General features: G+C 69.9%; 23 protein-coding genes, 1 tRNA gene and 1 pseudogene. 12 read left to right on the forward strand and 13 right to left on the reverse strand.

What is annotated here, in order from left to right:
• Positions 1-9 precede the first annotated feature (9 nt).
• The 7 genes from ACMGDM_RS03930 to ACMGDM_RS03960 all read right to left on the reverse strand — a co-directional run bounded on the left by ACMGDM_RS03930 (position 10) and on the right by ACMGDM_RS03960 (position 6,185).
• The gene (locus tag ACMGDM_RS03930) at positions 10-1,722 is read right to left on the reverse strand and encodes a peptidoglycan D,D-transpeptidase FtsI family protein (protein WP_436802806.1); all 1,713 of its coding nucleotides are present in this window, start codon (positions 1,720-1,722) and stop codon (positions 10-12) included.
• Entirely contained in the window at positions 1,719-2,348 is a 630-nt protein-coding gene (locus ACMGDM_RS03935; protein ID WP_436802807.1) for a hypothetical protein, read from the reverse strand. Before ACMGDM_RS03935 ends, ACMGDM_RS03930 begins: the two co-directional genes overlap by 4 nt.
• 2 nt (positions 2,349-2,350) lie before the next feature.
• A complete protein-coding gene (gene rsmH, locus ACMGDM_RS03940; RefSeq protein WP_436802808.1) occupies positions 2,351-3,328 on the reverse strand; it encodes a 16S rRNA (cytosine(1402)-N(4))-methyltransferase RsmH in 978 nt (325 codons plus the stop codon).
• Complete coding sequence (locus tag ACMGDM_RS03945) at positions 3,328-3,828, reverse strand: division/cell wall cluster transcriptional repressor MraZ (RefSeq protein ID WP_436802809.1); 501 nt, start codon at positions 3,826-3,828, stop codon at positions 3,328-3,330. Before ACMGDM_RS03945 ends, rsmH begins: the two co-directional genes overlap by 1 nt.
• 633 nt (positions 3,829-4,461) lie before the next feature.
• On the reverse strand, positions 4,462-4,782 hold the full coding sequence (locus ACMGDM_RS03950; protein WP_436802810.1) for a hypothetical protein: 321 nt from the start codon (positions 4,780-4,782) through the stop codon (positions 4,462-4,464).
• Positions 4,783-4,822: 40 nt separating this feature from the next.
• Complete coding sequence (locus ACMGDM_RS03955) at positions 4,823-5,812, reverse strand: cysteine synthase A (protein WP_436802811.1); 990 nt, start codon at positions 5,810-5,812, stop codon at positions 4,823-4,825.
• Positions 5,813-5,858: 46 nt separating this feature from the next.
• The gene (locus tag ACMGDM_RS03960) at positions 5,859-6,185 is read right to left on the reverse strand and encodes an Mpo1-like protein (protein WP_436802812.1); all 327 of its coding nucleotides are present in this window, start codon (positions 6,183-6,185) and stop codon (positions 5,859-5,861) included.
• A gap of 306 nt (positions 6,186-6,491) precedes the next feature.
• Between ACMGDM_RS03960 and ACMGDM_RS03965 the strand changes: the two genes are divergently transcribed.
• From ACMGDM_RS03965 to aat, 4 genes are all read left to right on the forward strand, one after another.
• Entirely contained in the window at positions 6,492-7,787 is a 1,296-nt protein-coding gene (locus tag ACMGDM_RS03965) for a DNA polymerase Y family protein (protein WP_436802813.1), read from the forward strand.
• Positions 7,788-7,872: 85 nt separating this feature from the next.
• Positions 7,873-8,259, forward strand: coding sequence for a YajG family lipoprotein (locus ACMGDM_RS03970; RefSeq protein WP_436802814.1), 387 nt, complete (start codon positions 7,873-7,875; stop codon positions 8,257-8,259).
• A 96-nt stretch (positions 8,260-8,355) separates the two neighbouring features.
• Positions 8,356-9,063, forward strand: coding sequence for a ParA family protein (locus ACMGDM_RS03975; protein WP_436802815.1), 708 nt, complete (start codon positions 8,356-8,358; stop codon positions 9,061-9,063).
• A complete protein-coding gene (gene aat, locus ACMGDM_RS03980; protein ID WP_496047870.1) occupies positions 9,060-9,785 on the forward strand; it encodes a leucyl/phenylalanyl-tRNA--protein transferase in 726 nt (241 codons plus the stop codon). The genes ACMGDM_RS03975 and aat overlap by 4 nt, the downstream gene beginning before the upstream one ends.
• A gap of 35 nt (positions 9,786-9,820) precedes the next feature.
• Here the strand turns inward: aat and ACMGDM_RS03985 are convergent.
• The 5 genes and pseudogenes from ACMGDM_RS03985 to ACMGDM_RS04005 all read right to left on the reverse strand — a co-directional run.
• A pseudogene (locus tag ACMGDM_RS03985) lies at positions 9,821-10,054 on the reverse strand (DUF2155 domain-containing protein); the annotation flags it as partial.
• Positions 10,055-10,257: 203 nt separating this feature from the next.
• A complete protein-coding gene (locus ACMGDM_RS03990) occupies positions 10,258-10,653 on the reverse strand; it encodes an NADH:ubiquinone oxidoreductase subunit NDUFA12 (protein WP_436802816.1) in 396 nt (131 codons plus the stop codon).
• 99 nt (positions 10,654-10,752) lie between these two features.
• Positions 10,753-11,250, reverse strand: a complete 498-nt coding sequence (locus ACMGDM_RS03995; protein WP_436802817.1) for a DUF192 domain-containing protein — start codon at positions 11,248-11,250, stop codon at positions 10,753-10,755.
• Entirely contained in the window at positions 11,247-11,819 is a 573-nt protein-coding gene (locus tag ACMGDM_RS04000; protein WP_436802818.1) for a cold-shock protein, read from the reverse strand. The genes ACMGDM_RS03995 and ACMGDM_RS04000 overlap by 4 nt, the downstream gene beginning before the upstream one ends.
• Positions 11,820-11,908: 89 nt before the next feature.
• Positions 11,909-12,559 carry a RecX family transcriptional regulator gene (locus ACMGDM_RS04005; protein ID WP_436802819.1) on the reverse strand — a complete coding sequence of 217 codons (651 nt, stop codon included), beginning with the start codon at positions 12,557-12,559 and terminating at the stop codon, positions 11,909-11,911.
• Between ACMGDM_RS04005 and ACMGDM_RS04010 the strand changes: the two genes are divergently transcribed.
• The 6 genes from ACMGDM_RS04010 to nusG all read left to right on the forward strand — a co-directional run bounded on the left by ACMGDM_RS04010 (position 12,546) and on the right by nusG (position 18,368).
• A complete protein-coding gene (locus tag ACMGDM_RS04010) occupies positions 12,546-14,297 on the forward strand; it encodes a fatty acyl-AMP ligase (protein WP_436802820.1) in 1,752 nt (583 codons plus the stop codon). The genes ACMGDM_RS04005 and ACMGDM_RS04010 overlap by 14 nt on opposite strands.
• 256 nt (positions 14,298-14,553) lie before the next feature.
• A complete protein-coding gene (locus ACMGDM_RS04015; RefSeq protein ID WP_436803623.1) occupies positions 14,554-16,869 on the forward strand; it encodes a putative bifunctional diguanylate cyclase/phosphodiesterase in 2,316 nt (771 codons plus the stop codon).
• A gap of 61 nt (positions 16,870-16,930) precedes the next feature.
• Positions 16,931-17,006, forward strand: a tRNA-Trp gene (locus ACMGDM_RS04020).
• A gap of 94 nt (positions 17,007-17,100) precedes the next feature.
• A complete protein-coding gene (locus tag ACMGDM_RS04025; RefSeq protein WP_436802821.1) occupies positions 17,101-17,340 on the forward strand; it encodes a hypothetical protein in 240 nt (79 codons plus the stop codon).
• A gap of 276 nt (positions 17,341-17,616) precedes the next feature.
• On the forward strand, positions 17,617-17,814 hold the full coding sequence (gene secE / locus ACMGDM_RS04030; protein ID WP_436802822.1) for a preprotein translocase subunit SecE: 198 nt from the start codon (positions 17,617-17,619) through the stop codon (positions 17,812-17,814).
• 17 nt (positions 17,815-17,831) lie between these two features.
• The gene (gene nusG / locus ACMGDM_RS04035; protein WP_436802823.1) at positions 17,832-18,368 is read left to right on the forward strand and encodes a transcription termination/antitermination protein NusG; all 537 of its coding nucleotides are present in this window, start codon (positions 17,832-17,834) and stop codon (positions 18,366-18,368) included.
• 57 nt (positions 18,369-18,425) lie between these two features.
• Here the strand turns inward: nusG and ACMGDM_RS04040 are convergent, their stop codons facing one another.
• Complete coding sequence (locus ACMGDM_RS04040; protein WP_436802824.1) at positions 18,426-19,220, reverse strand: AraC family transcriptional regulator; 795 nt, start codon at positions 19,218-19,220, stop codon at positions 18,426-18,428.
• A 478-nt stretch (positions 19,221-19,698) separates the two neighbouring features.
• On the opposite strand from ACMGDM_RS04040, the gene rplK reads away from it, so the two are divergent.
• Complete coding sequence (gene rplK, locus ACMGDM_RS04045) at positions 19,699-20,130, forward strand: 50S ribosomal protein L11 (protein ID WP_132909404.1); 432 nt, start codon at positions 19,699-19,701, stop codon at positions 20,128-20,130.
• A gap of 4 nt (positions 20,131-20,134) precedes the next feature.
• The gene (gene rplA / locus ACMGDM_RS04050; protein WP_436802825.1) at positions 20,135-20,827 is read left to right on the forward strand and encodes a 50S ribosomal protein L1; all 693 of its coding nucleotides are present in this window, start codon (positions 20,135-20,137) and stop codon (positions 20,825-20,827) included.
• Positions 20,828-20,904: the final 77 nt, after the last annotated feature.

Genomic DNA, 20,904 nt, shown 5'->3' on the forward strand with positions numbered 1-20,904 from the left:
GTGCCCGCCTCACTGCCCGCCGCTCTTCGGCGCGTCGTCGCCCTGCCACAGCGTGGGCAGGATGTCCGAGACGTCGACGTCGCGGTGATCGTCGGGCACCACGCCCAGCATCGAGCCGACGCGCGCGATCGTGCGCCCGACCACCGGGGCGGCGTTCCACGCTGCGGTCTTCCACCCGAAGGTCTCCTTCGTTCCCTGCGGCGAGTCGAGCATCGCGAGCACGACATAGCGCGGCGCATCCATCGGGAAAGCCGCCGCGAAGGTGGCGACGTTGCGCGACCGGTCGTAGCCGCCCGCCACCGCGGCCTCCGCGGTGCCGGTCTTGCCGCCGACGCGATAGCCCGGCGCATCGCCCTTGCGCCCGGTGCCGCGCAGCACCACCAGCCGCAGCATCTGCCGCATTCGCGCGCTGGTCGCCTCGCTGATCACGCGGCGTCCGACCGGCGCATGCCCCGGCTGAAGCTTGAGCAGCGTCGCGGGCCGCCAGACTCCCCCATTCACCAGAGCGGCATACGCATTGGCGAGGTGGAGCGGAGTGACCGCGATGCCGTGGCCGAACGCGGTCGTCATCGTGGTAGTGCGCGCCCAGTAGCGCGGCCACAGCGGCCGGCCCTTCTCGCGGATCTCGATGTCCGGCCGGGTGTCGAACCCGAGCTTGCGGAACATCGTCTCCATGCGCTGCTGGCCGACCTCGTCGGCCACCCGCGCGGTGGCGACGTTCGACGAATAGATCAGCGTCTCCGCCATGTTGAGCCAGCGCTTGGGATCACCGCGCTCGTCATGGATCGTGTAACGGCCGATCTGGAGCGGGTGCGTCGCGTCGAAGCGCGCCTCCATCGAGGTGACCACGCCGGTGTCGATCGCGGTCGCCATGGTGATCGGCTTGAACGTCGAGCCCAGTTCGAACACGCTCTGCGTCGTCAGGTTGCGCAGCTGGTCGCTGCCCGACATGCCGACGCGATTGGGGTTGAAGGTCGGCAGCGACACCATGGCCAGCACCTCGCCCGTATGGACGTCAAGCACGATGCCGCCGCCGCCGCGCGCCGAGAAGGTGGTCATCGCGCGGCCCAGCTCGCTCTCCAGCGCGGCCTGCACGCGGGTATCGAGCGACAGCGCCACCGGCTGGCCGATCGTGGCGGGGTTGGTCAGCCGGTCGTCGAGCGCGCGCTCGATCCCGCTCATGCCGTGGCCGCCGCTGATGAAGCCGAGCGCGTGCGCCGCCAGCGCGCTCTGCGGATAGAGCCGCTGCGTCTCGCGCTCGAACACGATGCCGGGCTCGCCGATCGCATTGACCGCCTCCACCAGCGCTGGGCTGGCGCGGCGATTGAGATAGGTGAAGCTCACCGGCTTGGTGATCTGTGCGTAGAACCAGGACTGATCGCCGCGCTCGGGCATCAGCTCGGCAAGGCGGCGTGCGATCTCGGAGGGGTCGCCGATCAGTTTCTTGGGGTGAACGCCGATCGTCCAGGCGTCGATCGTGCGCGCGAGCGGCGCGCCGTTGCGATCGACGATGTCGCCGCGCGGCACCGCCGCGGTCAGCGCGCTGCTGCGGTCGCCGCTCGCCACCACGCCAAGCATCGCGAGCCGGCCGATCACCACCAGCACGCCGGCGACGAACAGCAGCATCAGCACCATCAGGCGCAGATGCTGGGTCGCGAGCAGCTGCTGGCGCTGGTCGCCCGCGCGCGCGCCACGGACCGGACGGGCGACGAGTGCGGTCACCGCAAGCGACCGCGTTCGGTGCGCGCGCGGCTGAGCAGGTCACCCACGGTGGTCTCGCTCAGCAGCGCGCGGTCGAGCATCGCGACCTTGGCGGCGCGCGCCGAGGCGGTGGCGGGTGCGGCCGCCGCCACCACCGCCGGCGTCAGGCGGGGCGCGGCGGCCGGTTTCGCCGCCGCCACCTTCACCGTCGCGACGGCCGCGGTGCGAACGGTAGCGGAGGCGGCGGAAACGGCGGGTGCAGGCGCGGCGACGACGACGGGGGCGGCGGGGACGATCAGCTGCGCGGTCTGCACCGGGGCGGCGCTGCCAGGCAGCGGCACGGGTGCGGGCTGGTTGGGCGACAAAGCGGCGAGCGCTGCCTCGTCGCGCACGAACTGCGCGGCGGTCGGCACGGTGAGCGCCAGCGTGTCACCGTTCCAGCGCTCGAGCTGGGCGAGATTGGCGCGCACGTCGAACTCGGTTTCGAGCGCACGGATGTCGCGCTGCGCGCCGACGATCTTGCGGTCGAGCTGCTCGATCCGCTTGCGCTCGGCGGCGACCTGCGACGAGACGAGGTAGAAGCCGATCGCCACCATCGCGCAGCTGGTCAGCCAGCCTAGCCCCTTCAACCGATACATCGCCGCCATCGTTACGCCTCCAAACCCCAGGGTGCCGCCGTCGTCCGTCGTGCCGCGCGCAGTGTCGCGGAGCGCGCGCGCGGGTTCGCCGCCAATTCCGCCGCATCGGCGCGCACCGCGCGCCCGCTGATTTCGAAGGTCGCTGCGCGCGTCGGCGCCGCCGCCGGCAGGTGGCGCGAGCCGCCCGGCGCCGCGCCCGCGCGATCACGCAGGAAGCGTTTGACGATGCGATCCTCGAGCGAGTGAAAGCTGACCACTGCGAGCCGGCCGCCGGGGCGCAGCACGCGCTCGGCGGCCGCAAGTCCGCGCTCCAGCTCGTCGAGCTCGCCGTTGACGTGGATCCGCACCGCCTGGAACGCGCGGGTCGCCGGGTCTTTCTTGTCGTGCGGGCGATGCCCGAGCGCGCGCCGCACCACCGCGGCGAACTGCGCGGTGGTGGTCAGCGGCCGCGCCGCCACGATCGCACGCGCGATCCGGCGCGATTTGGGCTCCTCGCCATAGCGGTAGAGCACGTCGGCGATCGCTTCCTCGTCGGCGGTGTTGAGGAAATCGGCGGCGGACGGCCCTTCCTGGCTCATCCGCATGTCGAGCGGCCCGTCGCCCTGGAAGGAGAAGCCGCGCTCGGGCTGGTCGAGCTGCATCGAGGAGACGCCGATGTCCATCGTGACGCCGTCGACCGGCACGAGCCCACGCGTTTCCAGCTCCTCGGCGAGCGCCGAGAAGGTGGCGGCGACGATCGTCAGCCGCGGTTCGGCCGCCGCCAGCGCGCGACCGGTCGCGACCGCGTCAGGGTCGCGGTCGAACGCGATCACCTCCGCGCCCGCGGCGAGCAAGGCGCGCGTGTAGCCGCCGGCGCCGAAGGTCGCGTCGACGTGGCGCTCGCCGGGGGCGGGGGCGAGCGCAGCGAGCACGGGCGCGAGCAGCACGGGCACGTGCGGCGCGGCGGCGGGACCGGGGGGCAGGCCGGTCGTCGGGGCGGTCTCGCTCATCATAGCGCGATCCCCTTCTCCTCGCAGGTGAACTCGACATATTCCTTGAGGAAGGGGTCGATGTCGGGAGTTTCGAGCAGGATGTTGGGCGCCCAGATCGTGATCCAGTTGAACGCACCCAGGAACACCGCCGCGCCCGCGATCCGCGCGTAGCGACGCTCGAACGCGGGCATGATGAAGCGGCCCGAGCCGTCGAACGGCAGCGGCTCGGCGCCGCCGGCGCGGTCGAGGATGTTATAGTCGACGCGACCGGTACGCTCGAACTGTGCAGCGTCGAGCGCTTCCAGCTTCGCTTTCCAGAACGGCACGAACCCGGGATCATAGGCGATCAGGCAGCGATGCTCGGGATGGGGCGCAATGATGACGGTGCCGCCGTCCTTGCCGTCCTCGCGCGGGGCGTTCTTGGCAAGCATCGCGCGCAGGGTGTTGGGAATCGCGACACGGCCCTTGTCGTCGACAAGACCAAGCCCCTTTCCCTGATAGTCCACCCTTTCGACCACGCCCACCTCACACTCGGAGCGCACGACCTCCTGTTTCGTCGAACGGCCATCGCCGCCCGCCGACGCTGCCCGTCAGCCAACAACAGTGGTCCTGCCCCCAATGTCGTGGAGGTTACGTATCAGGGTTACCTGGGGATGAGAAGGGAAATTCGGGGACAGTCGGGGATACTCGGGATTTTGCCCGATTCCGTTGACGCTACGTGCCGGGAGGCGGACGCGGTGACGCTCGTGAGGCACCTGATTCGAGCCGATCCCGGAGTGTGAGGCACGGCGTCCCCGAACTTCCCCGGCGCGGCGCCGCTATCCAAGCGGACGCAGGACCGGAGTGCGGCACGCGACAGCGTTCGCGATTCTGCGATCCCGCTAGCGCGAAGGCTTGCCGCTTAGCGCGCGACAGCCCGCCAAAGGCGTTGTCCCGAACTCGCTTCAGCATCCACCTGCCTGCAAACACCTCGCGGCCCGGCACCCGCCGGACGGAAGGTAGTGAAACGACTTCAGGATGAAGCGAGCTGTTGTGGAACGTCCGCACGCGAGCCACCGCAGACGGGATCGGTGAAGCGCGGCCGGGCGGGCTGCCACCCGCGCAATGATTTCCGCTACAAGGCACCGCGCCACGCCCGGGCGCGCGGCGGGTCACTTGTGCTCGGGCGCGGGCTTTTCGGCCGGCGGGGTGTTGGCGGCGCTCGGGGTGACGCCGAGTTCGGCGAGCGGCTCGTTGGTCGGCGTCACGGTCGGGATCGGCCCCGGCACGCTCATATTGGCCACGACCGCCGGCTGCGCCGCCCCGGCGACCGCGACGGGGCGTTCGCGGTCGACGGTCGAGAAGATCGCGCTGGCGACGCCGATCAACAGCACCACCATTGCCAGCCCGACCATGCCGACCCGTACCCGCTGGCGTGCCTGCTCCGCGACATGGCGCTCGGCGGCCGCCTTCTTTCTCTGCAAAGCCTTCATTTCGTCGCGCAACGTTAACCGATCGTCGCGCCGCTGTCGATCACGCCTGGTCACGTCGCTGGCGCACCAGCCCCTTGCTCGCCAGCCATGCCGGGTCATAAAGCGTGGAGAGATAGCGAAAGCCGGTATCGCACAGGATCGTCACGATCCGCTTGCCGGGCCCGAGATGGCGCGCGAGCCGCACCGCCCCGGCGACGTTGATCCCCGACGACAGGCCGAGGCACAGCCCCTCCTCCGCCAGCAGCCGCTCGGTCCAGTCGAAGCCCTCCTGGTCCGCGATACGGAATTGGGTGTCGACCGGCGCGCCCTCGAGATTGGCGGTGATCCGCCCTTGGCCGATCCCCTCGGCGACCGAATTGCCCTCCGTGCGCAGCTCACCGCAGGCATAATAATCGTAGAGCGCGGCGCCGTGCGGATCACTCAGCGCGATACAGACACGCTCGTCCCTTGCCTTCAGCCCCAGCCCCACTCCGGCGAAGGTGCCGCCGGTGCCGACCGCGCAGGTGAAGCCATCGATCCGGCCCTCCATCTGCGCCCAGATCTCCTCCGCGGTCCCGACGATATGGGCGCGGCGATTGGCGATGTTGTCGAACTGGTTGGCCCAGATCGCGCCGGGCGTCTCCTCGGCGATGCGGCGCGAGGTGTGAACGAAATGATATTGGCTCGAATAAGGCGCGGCGGGAACGGTCACCAACTCGGCGCCGAGCGCGCGCAGCGTGTCCATCTTCTCCTTGGACTGCGTGTCGGGCATCACGATGATGGTGCGATAGCCCTTGGCGTTGGCGACCAGCGCCAGCCCGATCCCGGTGTTCCCCGCGGTACCCTCGACGATCGTGCCGCCGGGCTGGAGCTGGCCGCGCGCCTCGGCATCCTCCACGATGAACAGAGCGGCGCGATCCTTCACGCTCGCGCCAGGGTTGGTGAACTCGCACTTGGCGAAGATGTCGCAGCCGGTCACCTCGCTCGGCCCCTTGAGCCGCACCAGCGGCGTGTTGCCGATCAGCGCCAGCGTGTCGCTTGTGTTATGCATGAGGCGCTAGATGCGGAGCGCAGGCGCGATGCGCAAGCGAGCAGAACTATCGTCCTGCCACTCCGGCCTTGGCGAGATGCGGCGCGAGCCGCCCCGTCAGCCACAGGAAGAACATGCGATAGTCGGCGAGCAGCGACCAGAACGGGTGCCGGAAGGTGGCGGGACGGTTGTGCTCGACGGCGGCATGCGCCCCCCAGGCGAAGGCGTAGCCCGCCACCGGCAGCGCCGCCCACCACCATCCGCCGAACGCCAGCGCGGGCGCGGCGGCAGCGAAGCTGAGCGCGGTACCGGCATAATGAAGCGCGCGCGTGGCGGGCCGCGCGTGCTCGCGGAGGTAGAAGGGCCAGAAATCGGCGAAGGTACGCGGGGTCATGGCGAGGCTCTCCGGTTCTCTGCCGAACCATATAGGAAGTTGAGCGCGCCTTCTCTCCGCGACAGAGCGAAGGACCGAGCTCCGGCCCGACCTGACGAGCGGGGCACGCGCCTCCGGTGGTCCGGAGCGGGGCGGGCTGCTTCCGTAACCGGAGCATTTGGGTATGCCTTTCCTCCCCCCTTCCCGTTGCAAGCGAGGAAGGTAGCGGCGGCACGAGAGCCGCACAGCGGCACCACGCCGCTCGCCAAGCGGCCGGCCATCTGCCATGTTCCCGTTCCGTTTCCCCTGCTTTCGAGTCGCCGGCCGATGCCCAGCGCGGATCTCAGCCTGCCGCCCCGCCCGCTGCGCTGGCTGTTTCTCGACCTCAACAGCTATTTCGCGAGTGTCGAGCAGCAGGTGCAGCCGGCGCTGCGCGGGCGCCCGGTGATCGTCGCGCCGGTCGACAGCGACACCACCGTCGCGATCGCGGCGTCACGCGAGGCCAAGCGTCACGGGATCTCCACGGGCACGCCGGTGTGGGAAGCCAAGCGCAAGTGCCGCGACCTGGTCGTCACCCCGGCGCGGCACGAGCTCTACGTCGCCTACCACCATCGCATCGTCGCCGAGGTGGAGCGCCACGTGCCCGTGACGCGCGTCTGCTCGATCGACGAGGTGGCCTGCCGGCTGCTCGACAATGAGAACGGCCGCGACGCCGCGCTCGCATTGGCGGGGCGGATCAAGCAGGGGCTCGCGCGCGCGGTCGGCACGTATCTCACCTGCTCGATCGGGATCGCGCCCAATCGGCTGCTCGCCAAGCTCGCCTCCGACCTGCAGAAGCCGGACGGACTGGTGGTGTTCGAGGCGGAGGCGCTGCCCGAGGCGCTGTACCCGCTCAAGCTGCGCGACATCGCGGGCATCGGCGCCAACATGGAGCGCCGGCTCGCGCGCGACGGCGTCAATGACATCCGCCAGCTGCTCGCGCGCCGCCCGCGTGACGCCGGCCACGCCTGGGGCGGCAGCGACGGCGACCGGCTGTGGTACCTGCTTCACGGCGTCGATCTGCCCGAGAAGCCGACGCAGAGCCGGACGATCGGGCATAGCCATGTGCTGTCGCCGCGCCACCGCGGCTACGAGTCCGTTCGGCTCACCGCGCGGCGGCTCGCGCTCAAGGCCGCCAGCCGGCTGCGGCGCAAAGGCTATCGCGCGCGGCTGCTGGTGCTTCACGCGCGCTTCGAGGACGACAAGAGCAAGTGGCGCGCGAGCGTCAAGCTGCCCGCCACGCAGGACAGCTTCGTGATGCTGGCGCGGCTCGACGCGCTGTTCCCGCGGCTGCGCGAGGCCGGCGTGACGCACCGCAGCGGCTGCCGCCTGATCGGCGTCACGCTGGCGGAAATCGAGCCGGTCGCCGCCGAACAAGGCTCGCTGTTCGCCGCGCTCGACCCCGACGACCCGCTCGCGCGCGAGACCCGCACGCTGGCGCTCAGCCGCGCGATGGACCGGCTCAACGAGCGGTTCGGCCGCAACGCGGTGTCGGTGGGCCCGCTCGACGGCGGCCGACTGGACCGGGTCGGCAGCAAGATCGCCTTCGGTCGCATCCCCGAGGCGAGCGAATTCCACGAATGAGGGCGGTCAAAACGAGCCAATGAAACAATGACTTTCATATGACAGGGTTGACGACCTTTTCCGCATGCGCGAAGCGTGCGGGCCTATGCAAAAGCTCGCTTTCCTCTCAATCGCCGCCTCCCTGTTCGCGCTCGCAGCGTGCAATTCCGAGCCGTCCCAGCCGCAGGTACTCGACTCCAACCCCGATCCGATGGCGTCGCAGCTGGCCAATGCCGCGCCCGTCGAGATGCCGCCCGCGATCAAGGCCGACAAGACGATGCGCTGCAAGGACGGCAGCCTGGTCTACGTGACCTTCTTCGCCGGCGACAAGCAGGCGGTGGTGCGCACCGAGAAGAACGGGACGCCGACGATGCTCAAGGGCGAGGGCGGCACCGCGCCGCTGTCAGCCGACGGCGGCTGGAAGCTGACCGGCTCGACTACCGAGATCGAGCTGACCCGCCCCGGCAAGGGCGCGATCTCCTGCCACGCCTGAGCTGAGCCGCACCGGCACGCCGCTGCGGCATGCCGGCGCCTCCCCTCGATCAACGTCTTGCTCGAAGCGGCGGCTCCCCGTAGCGTCGCGCACCTGATGGCAACGATCGCGATCTACAGCCTGAAAGGGGGCGTCGGCAAGTCGACGCTCGCCGTCAACCTTGCCTGGTGCGCCGCCACTCTCTGCGCCCGCCGCACCTTGTTGTGGGACCTCGACCCCCAGGCGGCGTCGAGCTGGGTGCTCGGCGACGGCGCCGCGCACGACCGCGCGCAGGCGCTCTTCTCGCGCGACGTCGCTCCCGCCAAGCTGGTCACCCCTACCCGCTTCGACCGGCTCGCCCTGCTGCCCGCCGACGGCTCGCTGCGCGACCTCAACCATCTGTTCCGCGAGCTCGACAAGAAGCGCCGCCTGCGCAAGCTGATCGCGGATCTCGGCGACTATGATCACGTCATCCTCGACTGCCCGCCGGGTCTGACCGAGACCGCCGACCAGGTCGCGCGGGCCGCCGACCTCATCGTCGTGCCGGTGGTGCCCTCTGCTTTCTCACAGCGCGCCTATGCCACGGTCGAGCGCCAGTTCGGCGGGCAGGTCGCGATCCTGCCGGTGCACAATATGGTCGACCGCCGCCGCGCGCTCCACGTCGCCTCGGCCGAGCGTCATCCCGACTGGCCCGCCATCCCGGCGGCGAGCGCGATCGAGTCCGCCACCGCGCACCGGCTGCCGGTCGGCGTCAGCGCCCCCAAGAGCGCCGCGGCCAAGGCCTTCGCGCAGCTGTGGCGCGTGGTGGAGCAGCGCTGCGCTTGAGCGTCGAGCCGCTCGACCCGTCGCTGCTGCTGGGCGCCTATTCGGTCGGCGTCTTCCCGATGGCGGACAGTCGCGATGCGACCGATGTTTATTGGGTGGAGCCGCGCCGCCGCGCGATCCTGCCGCTCGACGGATTCCACCTGTCGCGCTCGTTGCGCAAGGTCATCGCGGCGGACCGCTTCCGCGTCACCGCCGATCGCGCCTTCGCGGACATCATCGCTCTCTGCGCCGAGAGCGCCGCCGACCGCCCCGACACCTGGATCAACGCGTCGATCGAGCAGGCGTTCGTCCGGCTCCATGGGCTCGGGCTGGCGCATTCGGTGGAATGCTGGGACGGTGAGCGGCTGGTTGGCGGGCTGTACGGGCTCGCGCTCGGCCGTGCCTTCTTCGGCGAGAGCATGGTCAGCCGCGCGCCCAACGCCTCCAAGGTGGCGATCGCCGCGCTGGTGGCGCGGCTGCGCGCGGGTGGCTTCACGCTGCTCGACTGTCAGTTCATGACCGAGCACCTCGCCTCGCTTGGCGCGATCGAGGTGGACCGGGCCGACTACATGACGTTGCTGGGCGCGGCGCTCTCCTCGACCGCCTCGTCTGCGGCGGGCGCGGCGTCGGCCGGCGCGCGCGAGGCCGGAGCGGGCGTCTTCGGTGCGCTCGACGCCGTCGCCGGACCGGACGGCGCGGTGCCCGGGAAGGTCATCGCGCAGCTCTTGGTCCAGACATCGTAGACCGGGTGGATCACCACATTGGCGGCGGGACGCTCCTTGTAGAGCCAGCCGGAAAAGGCACGGCGCCAGCCACCCTCGACCGAACGGACGTCGAGCTGGACGAAGGCGCCGGTGAGCAGCTCCGGCTCCCACGGGGCGGTCTGCTCGCACGCGCGCAGCCGCACGATCACGTCGCCGGCGCGTACCGCCTGGCCGGGCTTGAGCGTGATCTCGCGACTGACGCCGTTGCGTTTGTTGAGCAATCCCAACACCGCCACGCGCTGCGCCATCGGCGTGGCACCGAGATCGACGGGCTCGTCCTGCGAGTCGAGCGACACTTCGTCAGAGGCGCGCGGCGCCGGCGCGCCCACCGGCGCGGGCAGTGCGGTGCTCACCGCCGGCGTGCCGCTGCGGCGCGCGCTGCGCCAGCCCAGGCCCGCCCAGATCGCCGCCGCCACTGCCACTATCAGCCCGCCGATCGCGAGCCAGCGCTTCACGCGTCGGGGCTCCACGCCTCATAATCGCCCGTCGCCGAGGCGCGGTTGCCGCCTTTCTCGAGCGCGCCCTGCGGACGATAAGCAAGCGCGGTGCCGGTCAGGTTGGGCACGGCCGGCTTCTGCCACTGGCGCGGCGGCGGCAGCGTCTGATCGGGCACCCCGTCGACCTGATGGTGCAGCCAGCTGAACCACTCGGGAGGCACGCGGCTGGCGTCGTTCGAGCCGGCGTAGATCACGTAGCGCCGCGGATTGCCTGCGGTGTCGCGGCCACCCTCCCAATAGGTGTTGCCGAGCGAATCCTCGCCGACCTGGCGCTTGCCGCGCAGCCCGTAAAGGATGGTGCCCCAGCTGGCGCCGTTCCACCAGGTGAAGGGATTGAGGTTGATGCCCATGGTGCCTCGCGCTTACCCGCCCCGTCGGCGCGGTTCAATGCCCGCGTGTGGTCGCAATGCCGATCCTCCCCGACACGGGAGGATCGGCACGTCCTGCTCTCACCAGCTGACGCGGTCGCCCACGCCGATGCCGAGCGCGGCAGTGCGCCCGCCGACCAGCTCGAGCACCGCGGCAACCGGCTCGCCGGAGCTCACCTTGGCCTCGGACAGCGGCGTGGTGCTCTGCGCAATTGCAGCGATACTGTGATCCGCGCGGATGAACACGATGTCGAGCGACAGCGGCGTGTCCTTCATCCAGAACTCCGCCACCCGCGGCGCTCCGCCGCCCGCAGGATAAGGCGCGAACAGCATCGCGTCGTCGGGCTGGAGGTCGGTGCGGAACATCAGCCCCTGGGCCTGCTGCGCCGCGGTCTCGGCCACCTCGGCGCGGAACGTGTGGCGTCGACCGTGGCTTTCGATCGTCACGGGCAGCGTGCGGCGCTGCGTACCGGCCGGTGTGTTCGTGATCGCGGCGGGGCTGGCCGCCGGGGTCGGATCGCCGCCGCCACAGGCCGCGAGCAGCGCGGCGAGCACGAGCGGCACGACCGCGCGGATCACTCGATCACCCCTACCGCGACCGCCAGCGGCCCCTTGCGCCCCTGGATGATGCGGGCGCGCAGGCGCTGATCCGGTTGCGCCTCCGCGATCCCGGCGCGGCGCAGCGTCTCCATGTGGACGAAGATATCGCCCTCGCGCGCGACCGCGACCAGAAAGCCGTATCCCTTGATGCGGTTGAACCATTTGACGGTCACCTCCTCCCACTCGCCCGCCTCGGCGGCGAGCGCGCCGGGTTCGACGCGGTCGCGGTCGCGATCGCGCATCGTCTCGAGCGCGACGCTGAGATCGATCGCCTCGATCGCCACCGCCTGCCAGCCGCGCTGCCCGCGGATCGCGGTGCCGGCGACGCGCGCTCCCTCGGGCAGGGTACGCCGGCCGAACGCCTGGAGCACGCTGAAATGAAGCAGGATGTCGCCAAGGGCGGGATCGTCCGCGACGATGAAGCCGAACCCGCGCGTCGCGTCGAACCATTTGAGAACGCCCGATACCGCTACCGGCGCGACCTCAGCCGGCGGCTGGCCGGCCGGATCGTGCGGATCCCCGGCGGTAGCGGAAGCCTCGTCTCGCACGTCGCGTCGTCGTCCCCTTTCGCCGTGTCGCAGCGTTAACGCCGTACTATCGGTGCACTGCACAATGATCGTTGGCAAGCGCCGATCCGTCATTCCTGTTCAGGAATCTCGCCGGGTTGGGACTCGACGATGCGGCGCGCCAGCGGCGGCGCATGGCCGGCGCGGACCAGTGCGGCGAACTGGCGGGTGCGCTGCGCGGGATCTGCCGGCGTGGGCGCGTATGGCCCGATCCGCTTGCGCCGCGCGAGCGCCAGCGCGCTCTCCAGCGCGGCAGCGCGCGCCTGTGCGATCACCGGGGCGGCGTCCTCGGCGTCAAGCCCGGCGGCGCGCAACGTCTCCGCCACCCGGCGCGCGCCGAAGCCGCGCCGCGCCAAGGCCGCGCCTTTCTGCTCGGCGAAGCCGCGATCGTCGACATAACCCAGTGCGGCCATCCGCGCCGCGATCGCGGCCGGATCGGCAGGCGCGCCCTCCCACCCGCGCTCACGGATCTTGCGCGCGAGATACGCGCTAAGCTTCCCGCGCGTCGTGGCAAAACGCTCGACATAGCGGAGCGCGAGCCGTTCCAGCGCGGCCTTGTCGAGCGGCGGCGGGCGGCGGGCGGGTGAATGGGGCAGCGACACGGCCATGTTTGTGCCACACTGGCATCCGATTTTGAACGCTCGGCCAAAGTACGCCTTTAACCGCTTAACTATTGCACCGGCGTGACCGCTGCGACAGGAACACAGGATGACGACCGACACCGCCCCGATTGCCGCCCAGGCGCTTCCGACGCCGACGGCCGATCCGTTGCCGCGCCGCTTCGCCGATTTCGCGACGCTGGGCGAGGCGCTCGATTATGCCGCGCAGGGCGGCCGCGGGCTCAACTTTCACGACGCGCGCGGCACATTGGTGCGCGCCTATGGCTTCACCGCACTGCGTGATGATGCGCGCGCCTGCGCCTATCGCCTGATCGCGGCGGGCGTGGCGCCGGGCGACCGCGTCGCGCTGGTGGCGGAGACCAGCGCCGAATTCGCCGCCTTGTTCTTCGGCGCGGTGCTCGCCGGCGCGTGGCCGGTGCCGCTACCGCTGCCAACCTCATTCGGCGGACGCGATTCCTATATCGACCAGCTTCGCGTCCAGCTCGACAGCTGCGATCCCGTGATGCTGGTGTTCCCGCCCGAGCTCGCGCAGATGGCGGGCGCCGCCGCGGAGAGCGCGGGGGTGCGAGGGGTCGACTGGGTCGAGTTCGCCACGCATCCCGGCCCGGAGGCGGCGCTGCCGGCGAGCACCGCCGAGGACGTGTGCTATCTGCAATATTCAAGCGGGTCGACGCGCTTCCCGCACGGCGTGGCGATCACGCATCGCGCGCTGCTGAGCAATCTCGCGGCGCACGCGCATGGTGTGCAGATCATCGAGACCGACCGCTGCGTCTCGTGGCTGCCGTGGTATCACGACATGGGGCTGGTCGGCTGCTTCCTCTCGCCGGTCGCCAACCAGGTCTCGACCGATTACCTCAAGACCGAGGATTTCGCGCGTCGCCCCTTGTCGTGGCTCGACCTGATCAGCCGCAACCCCGGCACCTCGCTGAGCTATTCGCCGACCTTCGGCTACGACATCTGCGCGCGCCGCATTTCGAGCCAGACCAAGGCGTCGGATCGCTTCGACCTGTCGCGCTGGCGCGTCGCGGGCAATGGCGCCGACATGATCCGGCCCGACGTGATGCAGGCCTTCGTCGACGCTTTCGCCGACGCCGGCTTCCAGGCGACCGCCTTCCTGCCGAGCTACGGCCTCGCCGAGGCGACGCTGGCGGTGTCGCTGATGCCGCCGGGCGAGGGCATCCGCGTCGAGCTGGTCGAGGAGACCGAGCTCTCCGGCATGCAGCACGGCGAGGACCGGCCGCAGCGCTACCGCGCAATCGTCAATTGCGGCAAGCCGGTGCGCGACATGGAGATTGCGGTGCGCGAGGAGGACGGCACGCCGCTGCCCGACGGGGCGATCGGCAAGGTGTGGTGCCGCGGCCCGAGCGTGATGGTCGGCTATTTCCGCGACCCCGAGTCGAGTGCGGCATGCCTCGTCGATGGCTGGCTCGACACCGGCGACATGGGGTACATGTCTGACGGCTACATCTTCATCGTCGGCCGCGCCAAGGACATGATCATCATCAACGGCCGCAACCACTGGCCGCAGGACATCGAATGGGCGGTGGAGCAGCTGCCCGGCTTCAAGGCCGGCGACATCGCTGCCTTCGCGATCACCACGCCGGGCGGCGAAGAGACCCCCGCGGTGCTGGTGCAATGCCGCAGCTCGGACGAGCGCGAGCGCGTGCGGCTGCGCGACGAGATCCGCGACCGCGTTCGCTCGGTCACGGGCATGAATTGCGTCGTGGAACTGATACCGCCGCGCACGCTGCCGCGCACCAGCTCGGGCAAGCTCAGCCGCGCCAAGGCGCGCAATCTTTATCTCGCAGGCGAGATCAAGCCTTACGATCTCGCCGCGTAACCGGGCGGCCGGCGCCGCGATGAAGGCGCGCCGGCACCACGCAATCGGTATCGTTGCGCCATTTTCTCGCTCCATTATGCCCTGCGTTTCGGAGCGATCGTGTGGGGCGACCCGCAAGCTCCTGTTAGCTCATGATTTGCTCCCGGCAACCCAATGCCGGGTCAGCGGCGCAAACCTGCCGGTAGCAACGCTTCGTCAACGACGATCCTGCTAAGGACCGGCGGTGACACGAAACTCTTCCTCGCCCGCGGCGACGATGCCAGTCCGCGCCCGATCCGGGCACGGGCTCGGCGGCAGTTTCCCGCGGGACCTGACCGGCGGGCGGTCGTCGGCGCGGCACATCGCGCCAGCGCTGCTGCTGGTCCATGGCCTGGCCGCGACAGTGACGGTCACGCTGCTGCGGTCCGCGATCGCGATGCCCTGGCTGGCGCTCTGGGGCGCGGCGGTGGCGGGCGCGGCGCTGAGCCTTACCCGCGTCATCCCATCGCCCGACCAGCCTGGCGGGCGGCGCTCGCCCGCCCGTGCCACGCTGGCCAGCGCAGCGCTGGCGGCGGCCTGGGGCACGGTGCCGCTGGCGCTCGCCGCGCTGCCCGGCGTGCCTGGCGCGCAGCCGCTCCACCTCCTGCTCGGCACGGTGACGATCGCCACCGCGCTGTCGCTGGCGGCGCTCGCACCGGCAGCCTGGGTCTTCATCGGCGGCGTCGCCGCGGCGAGCGCGCTGCCGCTCGTGCGGAGCGGCCATCCGCTGTCCGCGCTGATCATTGCCGTCTCTGCGCTGGTACTGGCCCTCGCCGTGCTGACGCGCGCGCGCGTGCTCACACGCCTCGCCGCGGCCGAGACCGAGCTGCGCGAGCATGAGGCGACGGTGCGGCTGCTGCTGCGCGAGTTCGACGGTGCGGAGGCCGACTGGCTGTGGGAGACCGACCCGGCGCGCCGCATCATCGATGCCGGCGAGCGCTTCGCCACCGCCTGTGGCGTCACCCCGGCGGCGCTCGAGGGCGCGTCGCTGCTCCAGGTGCTCGCCGGTTCGGACTGGGAAAGCGGCTCGGCGAGCGACGAGCTGCGCCTGCTCGCCGACAAGATGACGCGGCGCGAGCCGTTCAGCGACATTGCGCTGCGCGTCACGATGCGCGGCGAACCGCGCTGGTGGAAGATCGCAGCGGCGCCGCGGCTGGACGCGGCGGGGCGCTTCGCCGGCTATCGCGGCGTCGTGTCCGACATCACCGAGCAGCGCACCTCGGCCGAGAAGATCAACCGCATGGCCCGCTTCGATGCCCTGACTGGATTGCCCAACCGCCTGTCGGTGAACGAGGAGCTCACCCGTGCGCTGAGCGATGCGGAGCGCTGGCGCGCCCGCTGCGGGTTCATGATGATCGATCTCGACCGCTTCAAGGCGGTCAACGACACGCTCGGTCACCCGGTCGGCGACCGGCTGCTGCGCCGCGTCTCCGAGCGGCTGGCCGAGCTCGTCACCGACAATGAGCTGATCGGCCGGCTCGGCGGCGACGAGTTCGCGGTGGTGGTGCGCGACGCCAGCGATGCCGGACGGCTAGAGCGGCTGGCCCACACCATCATCGAGACGCTGTCGCGCCCTTATGAGGTCGATCAGCACACGCTCTACATCGGCGCTTCGGTTGGCGTCGCGACCGGGCCACGCGATGGGCGCACCGCAGAAACGCTGATCCGCTCCGCCGACCTCGCACTGTATCGCTCCAAGGATCGCGGCGGCGGCGTCTATCACGCCTATGTCCCGCAGTTCCACGTCGAGGCGGAGGAGCGTCGCGTGATCGAGCTCGCGCTGCGGCGCGCGCTCGAGCGGGACGAGCTCCACCTCGCCTACCAGCCGGTGGTGGACGCGCGCAACGGCGCGGTGCGCGGCTTCGAGGCGCTGCTGCGCTGGAGCCATCCCGAGCTGGGCGACATCCCGCCGGCCAAGTTCGTGCCGATCGCGGAGGATGCGCGGCTGATCTCGCCGATCGGCGAATGGGTGCTGCGCACCGCCTGCGCCGAGGCGGCGGGCTGGCCCGACGACGTGCGCATCGCGGTCAACGTATCGCCCGAGCAGCTGCACAACCAGCAGTTCGTCGGCGTGGTCACCGCGGCGCTGGCCCAGAGCGGCCTGCCGGCACGTCGGCTCGAGCTGGAGGTCACCGAGAGCGTGTTCCTGCGCGAGGGCACCGGCGCGGTGCGGCTGCTCAAGCAGCTGCTTGATCTCGGCGTCGGGCTCAGCCTCGACGATTTCGGCACCGGCTATTCGTCGCTCGGCTATCTCAGCGCGACGCGCTTCTCGTCGATCAAGATCGACCGCAGCTTCGTCCAGGCCGCCTCGCGCGGCACGCCCGAGGCGATCGCGATCATTCGCGCGGTAGTGGCGATGGCGCAGAGCATGGGCATGGCCACCACCGCCGAGGGTGTGGAGACCGAGGCCGAGCTGCGGCTTGCGCAGGAGCTCGGCTGTGGCAGCATTCAGGGCTTCTATTTCGGACGGCCGCTGCCGGTAGCCGAGGCGCGCGCGCTGGCGATCGCAGTCCGCCGCCCCGACGCCTCCGCCGCCGCAACGCGCGCCGCCTGAACGACATCGCGCGTTCCGCCCTTGACGAACGCGGCCGCGGCGTTCAACAGCGCGCGGGCACAGGAGTGTAGCTCAGTTGGTAGAGCATCGGTCTCCAAAACCGAGGGCCGTGGGTTCGAGTCCCTCCACTCCTGCCAACCCACATCGGTGATGACCCCTGGCATCGCGCTTGCGCGCGCATCGGGGCTGCCTATTCGCTTGGTCCGGGTCAACCACCAAGGGAGTAGACACATGCGTTCCATTCTTGCCGGCGCCGCCGCGCTCAGCCTCGTTGCCACGCCGGCGCTTGCCGCACCGGCCGCCAACCCCGCCGCCAGCCTCTCCGTCGCCGGTGCGCGCGCCGCCACCACCACCGCGAACGACAGCCAGGTCGCCGGCGGGGCGATCATCGGCGCGGTGATCGCGGCCGGGATCGCTGCGATCGGCGTGATCGCGATCGTCAACGACCACGACGATTCGGACAGCAACTGAACGCCCAGCGGTCGCGCTTCGCGGCCGGACGGCGACAGCCAGGATCAAGACGGGGGCCGGCGCCGATGCGTCCGGCCCCTTTTCGCGTCCGCGGCCCCGTACGGCATCATGCCGCCGCGCTTGCCTTTTCACCGCGACGATCCTATGTCCGCTGGCACTTCCGACAGCGCGGACGGTCACTCATCGCTTTCTCCTTATCGACGGGGAAGCGGTGGCGGGCCCATGCCGGCGGCTGGCGGGGACATTTCTATCAAGGCTCAACAAGGGCTCAGTATCGTGGCGAAGACGACCCCGCTCGAGTTCATCCGACAGGTCCGCACCGAGACCGCCAAGATCGTCTGGCCGACCGGCCGCGAGACGCTCATGACCGGGGTGATGGTTGTCGTGATGACCACGGTTCTGGCGCTGTTCTTCCTGGCGGTGGACTCGTTCTTCAACGCCGTGGTGAAGGCGCTGCTGAGCCTCGCGAAGTAAGGACGGGAAGCACGACGATGGCGCGCTGGTACATCATCCACGCCTATTCGGGGTTCGAGGGCAAGGTCCGCGACTCGATCATGGCCGAGGCGACCCGCATGGGGCTCGAGCAGCTGGTCGAGCAGATCGAGGTGCCGACCGAGACCGTCACCGAGGCACGCCGCGGCAAGAAGATCGCCGTGGAGCGCAAGTTCATGCCGGGCTACGTGCTGGCCAAGCTGAACATGAACGACGATGTCTACCACCTCGTCAAGAACACGCCCAAGGTGACCGGCTTCCTCGGCTCGTCGGGCAAGCCGCAGGCGATCTCGGATACCGAGGCCGCGCGCATGCTCAACTCCAAGGAGGAGGCGGCGGTCGCGCCCAAGACCAAGGTTAAGGTCGATTACGAGATCGGCGACGCGGTCAAGGTGCTCGAAGGACCGTTCGCGACCTTCAACGGCACCGTCGAGGAGCTCGACTTCGACAAGTCGAAGGTCAAGGTGTCCGTCAGCATCTTCGGTCGCGCGACACCGGTGGAACTCGACTTCGAACAGGTCGAGCGCAGCAAGTAAGCGGTCGACGGGGGCGCCGCCGCAGCGCCCCCTTCCTTTGGTCATCCCGGCACGGGCTCAGGAAGAGGCGCGATTGCCGTCGTGCGAGCCACGTGACGGTGCCGCGAGCGGCTGAGGTGCGAGCGGCTGGCTTTCGGCCAACCATGGTGCGGGCGCATGTGGCGCGAGATCGGCGCGCTTGCGCTGCTGCCGCACTTCCAATCCCGGCGTGAACAGTGTCGTGGGCGTGCGACGGAACTGCGCCGGTGTCATGCCGACGAACTCGCGGAATTCACGATTGAGATGCGAGGCGTCATAGAACCGCAGCTCGGCGAGTTCGTCCGCGCTCGGCACGGCCAGACCGCGCATCACCGCGGCCACGTCGAGAAAGCGGCTGCGGCGCATCACCGTCTTGGGCAGATGGCCGAAATGTTGCCGCACCGCGCGATCGAGCCGGCGCCCTGACAGGCCGAACTCCGCCGCGATCTCGGTGACGGGTCGGGTCGGGTCGGTGCGGGCGATGCGCTCGAACCGCGTGCTGACCAGATCGGGTGCAGCCGCGCGGATCACCAGATGCTCGCGCACGACCTGTTGCAGCCGGTCGAACGTCTGCTCGTGATCGAACACGTCCGCGCAGGCCCAGCGCAGCGCCTCGTTCCAGCGCCCGGCTGCGATCGGATCGAGCCGATCCGCCAGCGCCTCGGCCGGCCGATCGCAGAAGCCGAACCAGCCGCCAGGCCGGATCGCGAAGCCGGCGGCGATGATCGGGCCGACGCATCGCACCGGAAAGCGGCGTTGCTGCGCGCCGAACAGCATCGGTCCTTCATAGTCGCGCCACTGCCCGTCGATCATCGTGGACCAGCGCCCGATCATCGGCAAACGGATGTAAGCCGTTTCATTTAAAAGAAAATCTTCGAGAACAGCGGTCTTTTGACGATCAACGATGGTGACAAAGAAGCGGGCGACGAACGGCGCAAGATCATCCGCCGGCGCGCGGCTCACCGACAAAGGTGCGCCGTCGCGCGAAGTCCCCGTCCGTGGTATGAAGTCACCCATGACTGGCGAATTACGGCGTCGGTTCTGCCGCCGCAATCATTGTCCCGACCGAATTGGGGGGTGAGCCCTGAAATTGCGTACAATTCGGCGCTGTTACGGCAAAAAAGGCGGGCCGTGGCGGCGGCGGTGACGGCATTGCCATTCGCGCGCCGTTGCGCTAGGGGCGCCGGCTTCCACCGTATCAACCCGATGGAACCTTGGCGGGAGGGCGCGGCGCAGGCCACGCCCGGACGGACCGCTAAACTTGAACCGGGCGCGCCCGTTCGCGAGCACGCCCAGTAACAGAGTGAGACGAATGGCAAAGAAGATCACAGGCTATATCAAGCTGCAGGTGCCCGCGGGCGCTGCCAACCCGTCGCCGCCGATCGGCCCGGCGCTGGGTCAGCGCGGCGTGAACATCATGGAATTCTGCAAGGCGTTCAACGCGCAGACCGCTGACATGGAGAAGGGCTCGCCGCTGCCCACCGTGATCACCGTCTACGCCGATCGCAGCTTCTCCTTCATCACGAAGACGCCGCCGGCGACCTTCCTGATCAAGAAGGCGGCCAATCTGAAGTCGGGCTCGAAGGAGCCGGGCAAGGTATCCGCGGGCAAGATCACCCGCTCGGCGCTGGCCGAGGTCGCGCAGACCAAGATGAAGGATCTGAACGCGAACGATCTCGAGGCGGCGACCCGCATCATCGAAGGCTCGGCCCGCGCGATGGGCCTCGAAGTGGTGGAGGGCTGAGGCCGTGGCGAAGGTGAGCAAAAAGCAGAAGGCCTGGACGATCGACCGTGAGAAGCTGCACGGCGTCGACGAGGCGATCGCGCTGGCGAAGCAGAACGCGACGTCCAAGTTCGACGAGACGATCGAGATCGCGCTGAACCTCGGCGTCGATCCGCGCCACGCCGACCAGATGGTCCGCGGCGTCGTCACGCTGCCGGCTGGCACCGGCAAGACCGTCCGCGTCGGCGTGTTCGCGCGCGGCGCCAAGGCCGACGAGGCGCGCGCCGCGGGTGCGGACGTGGTCGGCGCAGAGGACCTGATGGAGACGGTCCAGGGCGGCACGATCGACTTCGATCGCTGCATCGCGACCCCGGACATGATGGGCGTGGTCGGCCGCCTGGGTAAGGTGCTCGGCCCCAAGGGCCTGATGCCGAACCCGAAGCTCGGCACGGTGACGATGAACGTGGCCGAGGCGGTGAAGGCCGCCAAGGGCGGTCAGGTCGAGTATCGCGTCGAGAAGGCCGGCATCATCCACTCGGGCATCGGCAAGGCGAGCTTCGGCGCCGAGGACCTGCGCCGCAACTTCGACGCGCTGGTCGACGCGGTGGTCAAGGCCAAGCCGTCGGGCGCGAAGGGCAAGTACGTCAAGAAGATCGCGGTCAGCTCGACGATGGGCCCGGGGATCAAGGTCGACGTCGCCGAGGTCGCGGGCGCCTGACGCCGCGCCCGGTCCGGCGGGTCGATCTCGATAACCGAGGAAAAGGGCTGGGAGCGATCCCGGCCCTTTTTCGTCTG

The organism is Sphingomonas larreae (genome assembly GCF_051400595.1).
Classification (GTDB): domain Bacteria; phylum Pseudomonadota; class Alphaproteobacteria; order Sphingomonadales; family Sphingomonadaceae; genus Sphingomonas.

Bases quoted from the DNA above. Each gene is read 5' to 3' on its own strand.
- ACMGDM_RS03935 (WP_436802807.1), bottom strand. From the start codon at position 2,348: ATGGCGGCGATGTATCGGTTGAAGGGGCTAGGCTGGCTGACCAGCTGC.
- rsmH (WP_436802808.1), bottom strand. From the start codon at position 3,328: ATGAGCGAGACCGCCCCGACGACCGGCCTGCCCCCCGGTCCCGCCGCC.
- ACMGDM_RS03950 (WP_436802810.1), bottom strand. From the start codon at position 4,782: ATGAAGGCTTTGCAGAGAAAGAAGGCGGCCGCCGAGCGCCATGTCGCG.
- ACMGDM_RS03955 (WP_436802811.1), bottom strand. From the start codon at position 5,812: ATGCATAACACAAGCGACACGCTGGCGCTGATCGGCAACACGCCGCTG.
- ACMGDM_RS03960 (WP_436802812.1), bottom strand. From the start codon at position 6,185: ATGACCCCGCGTACCTTCGCCGATTTCTGGCCCTTCTACCTCCGCGAG.
- ACMGDM_RS03965 (WP_436802813.1), top strand. From the start codon at position 6,492: ATGCCCAGCGCGGATCTCAGCCTGCCGCCCCGCCCGCTGCGCTGGCTG.
- ACMGDM_RS03970 (WP_436802814.1), top strand. From the start codon at position 7,873: ATGCAAAAGCTCGCTTTCCTCTCAATCGCCGCCTCCCTGTTCGCGCTC.
- ACMGDM_RS03975 (WP_436802815.1), top strand. From the start codon at position 8,356: ATGGCAACGATCGCGATCTACAGCCTGAAAGGGGGCGTCGGCAAGTCG.
- ACMGDM_RS03990 (WP_436802816.1), bottom strand. From the start codon at position 10,653: ATGGGCATCAACCTCAATCCCTTCACCTGGTGGAACGGCGCCAGCTGG.
- ACMGDM_RS04010 (WP_436802820.1), top strand. From the start codon at position 12,546: ATGACGACCGACACCGCCCCGATTGCCGCCCAGGCGCTTCCGACGCCG.
- ACMGDM_RS04015 (WP_436803623.1), top strand. From the start codon at position 14,554: ATGCCAGTCCGCGCCCGATCCGGGCACGGGCTCGGCGGCAGTTTCCCG.
- ACMGDM_RS04025 (WP_436802821.1), top strand. From the start codon at position 17,101: ATGCGTTCCATTCTTGCCGGCGCCGCCGCGCTCAGCCTCGTTGCCACG.
- nusG (WP_436802823.1), top strand. From the start codon at position 17,832: ATGGCGCGCTGGTACATCATCCACGCCTATTCGGGGTTCGAGGGCAAG.
- ACMGDM_RS04040 (WP_436802824.1), bottom strand. From the start codon at position 19,220: ATGATCGGGCGCTGGTCCACGATGATCGACGGGCAGTGGCGCGACTAT.
- rplK (WP_132909404.1), top strand. From the start codon at position 19,699: ATGGCAAAGAAGATCACAGGCTATATCAAGCTGCAGGTGCCCGCGGGC.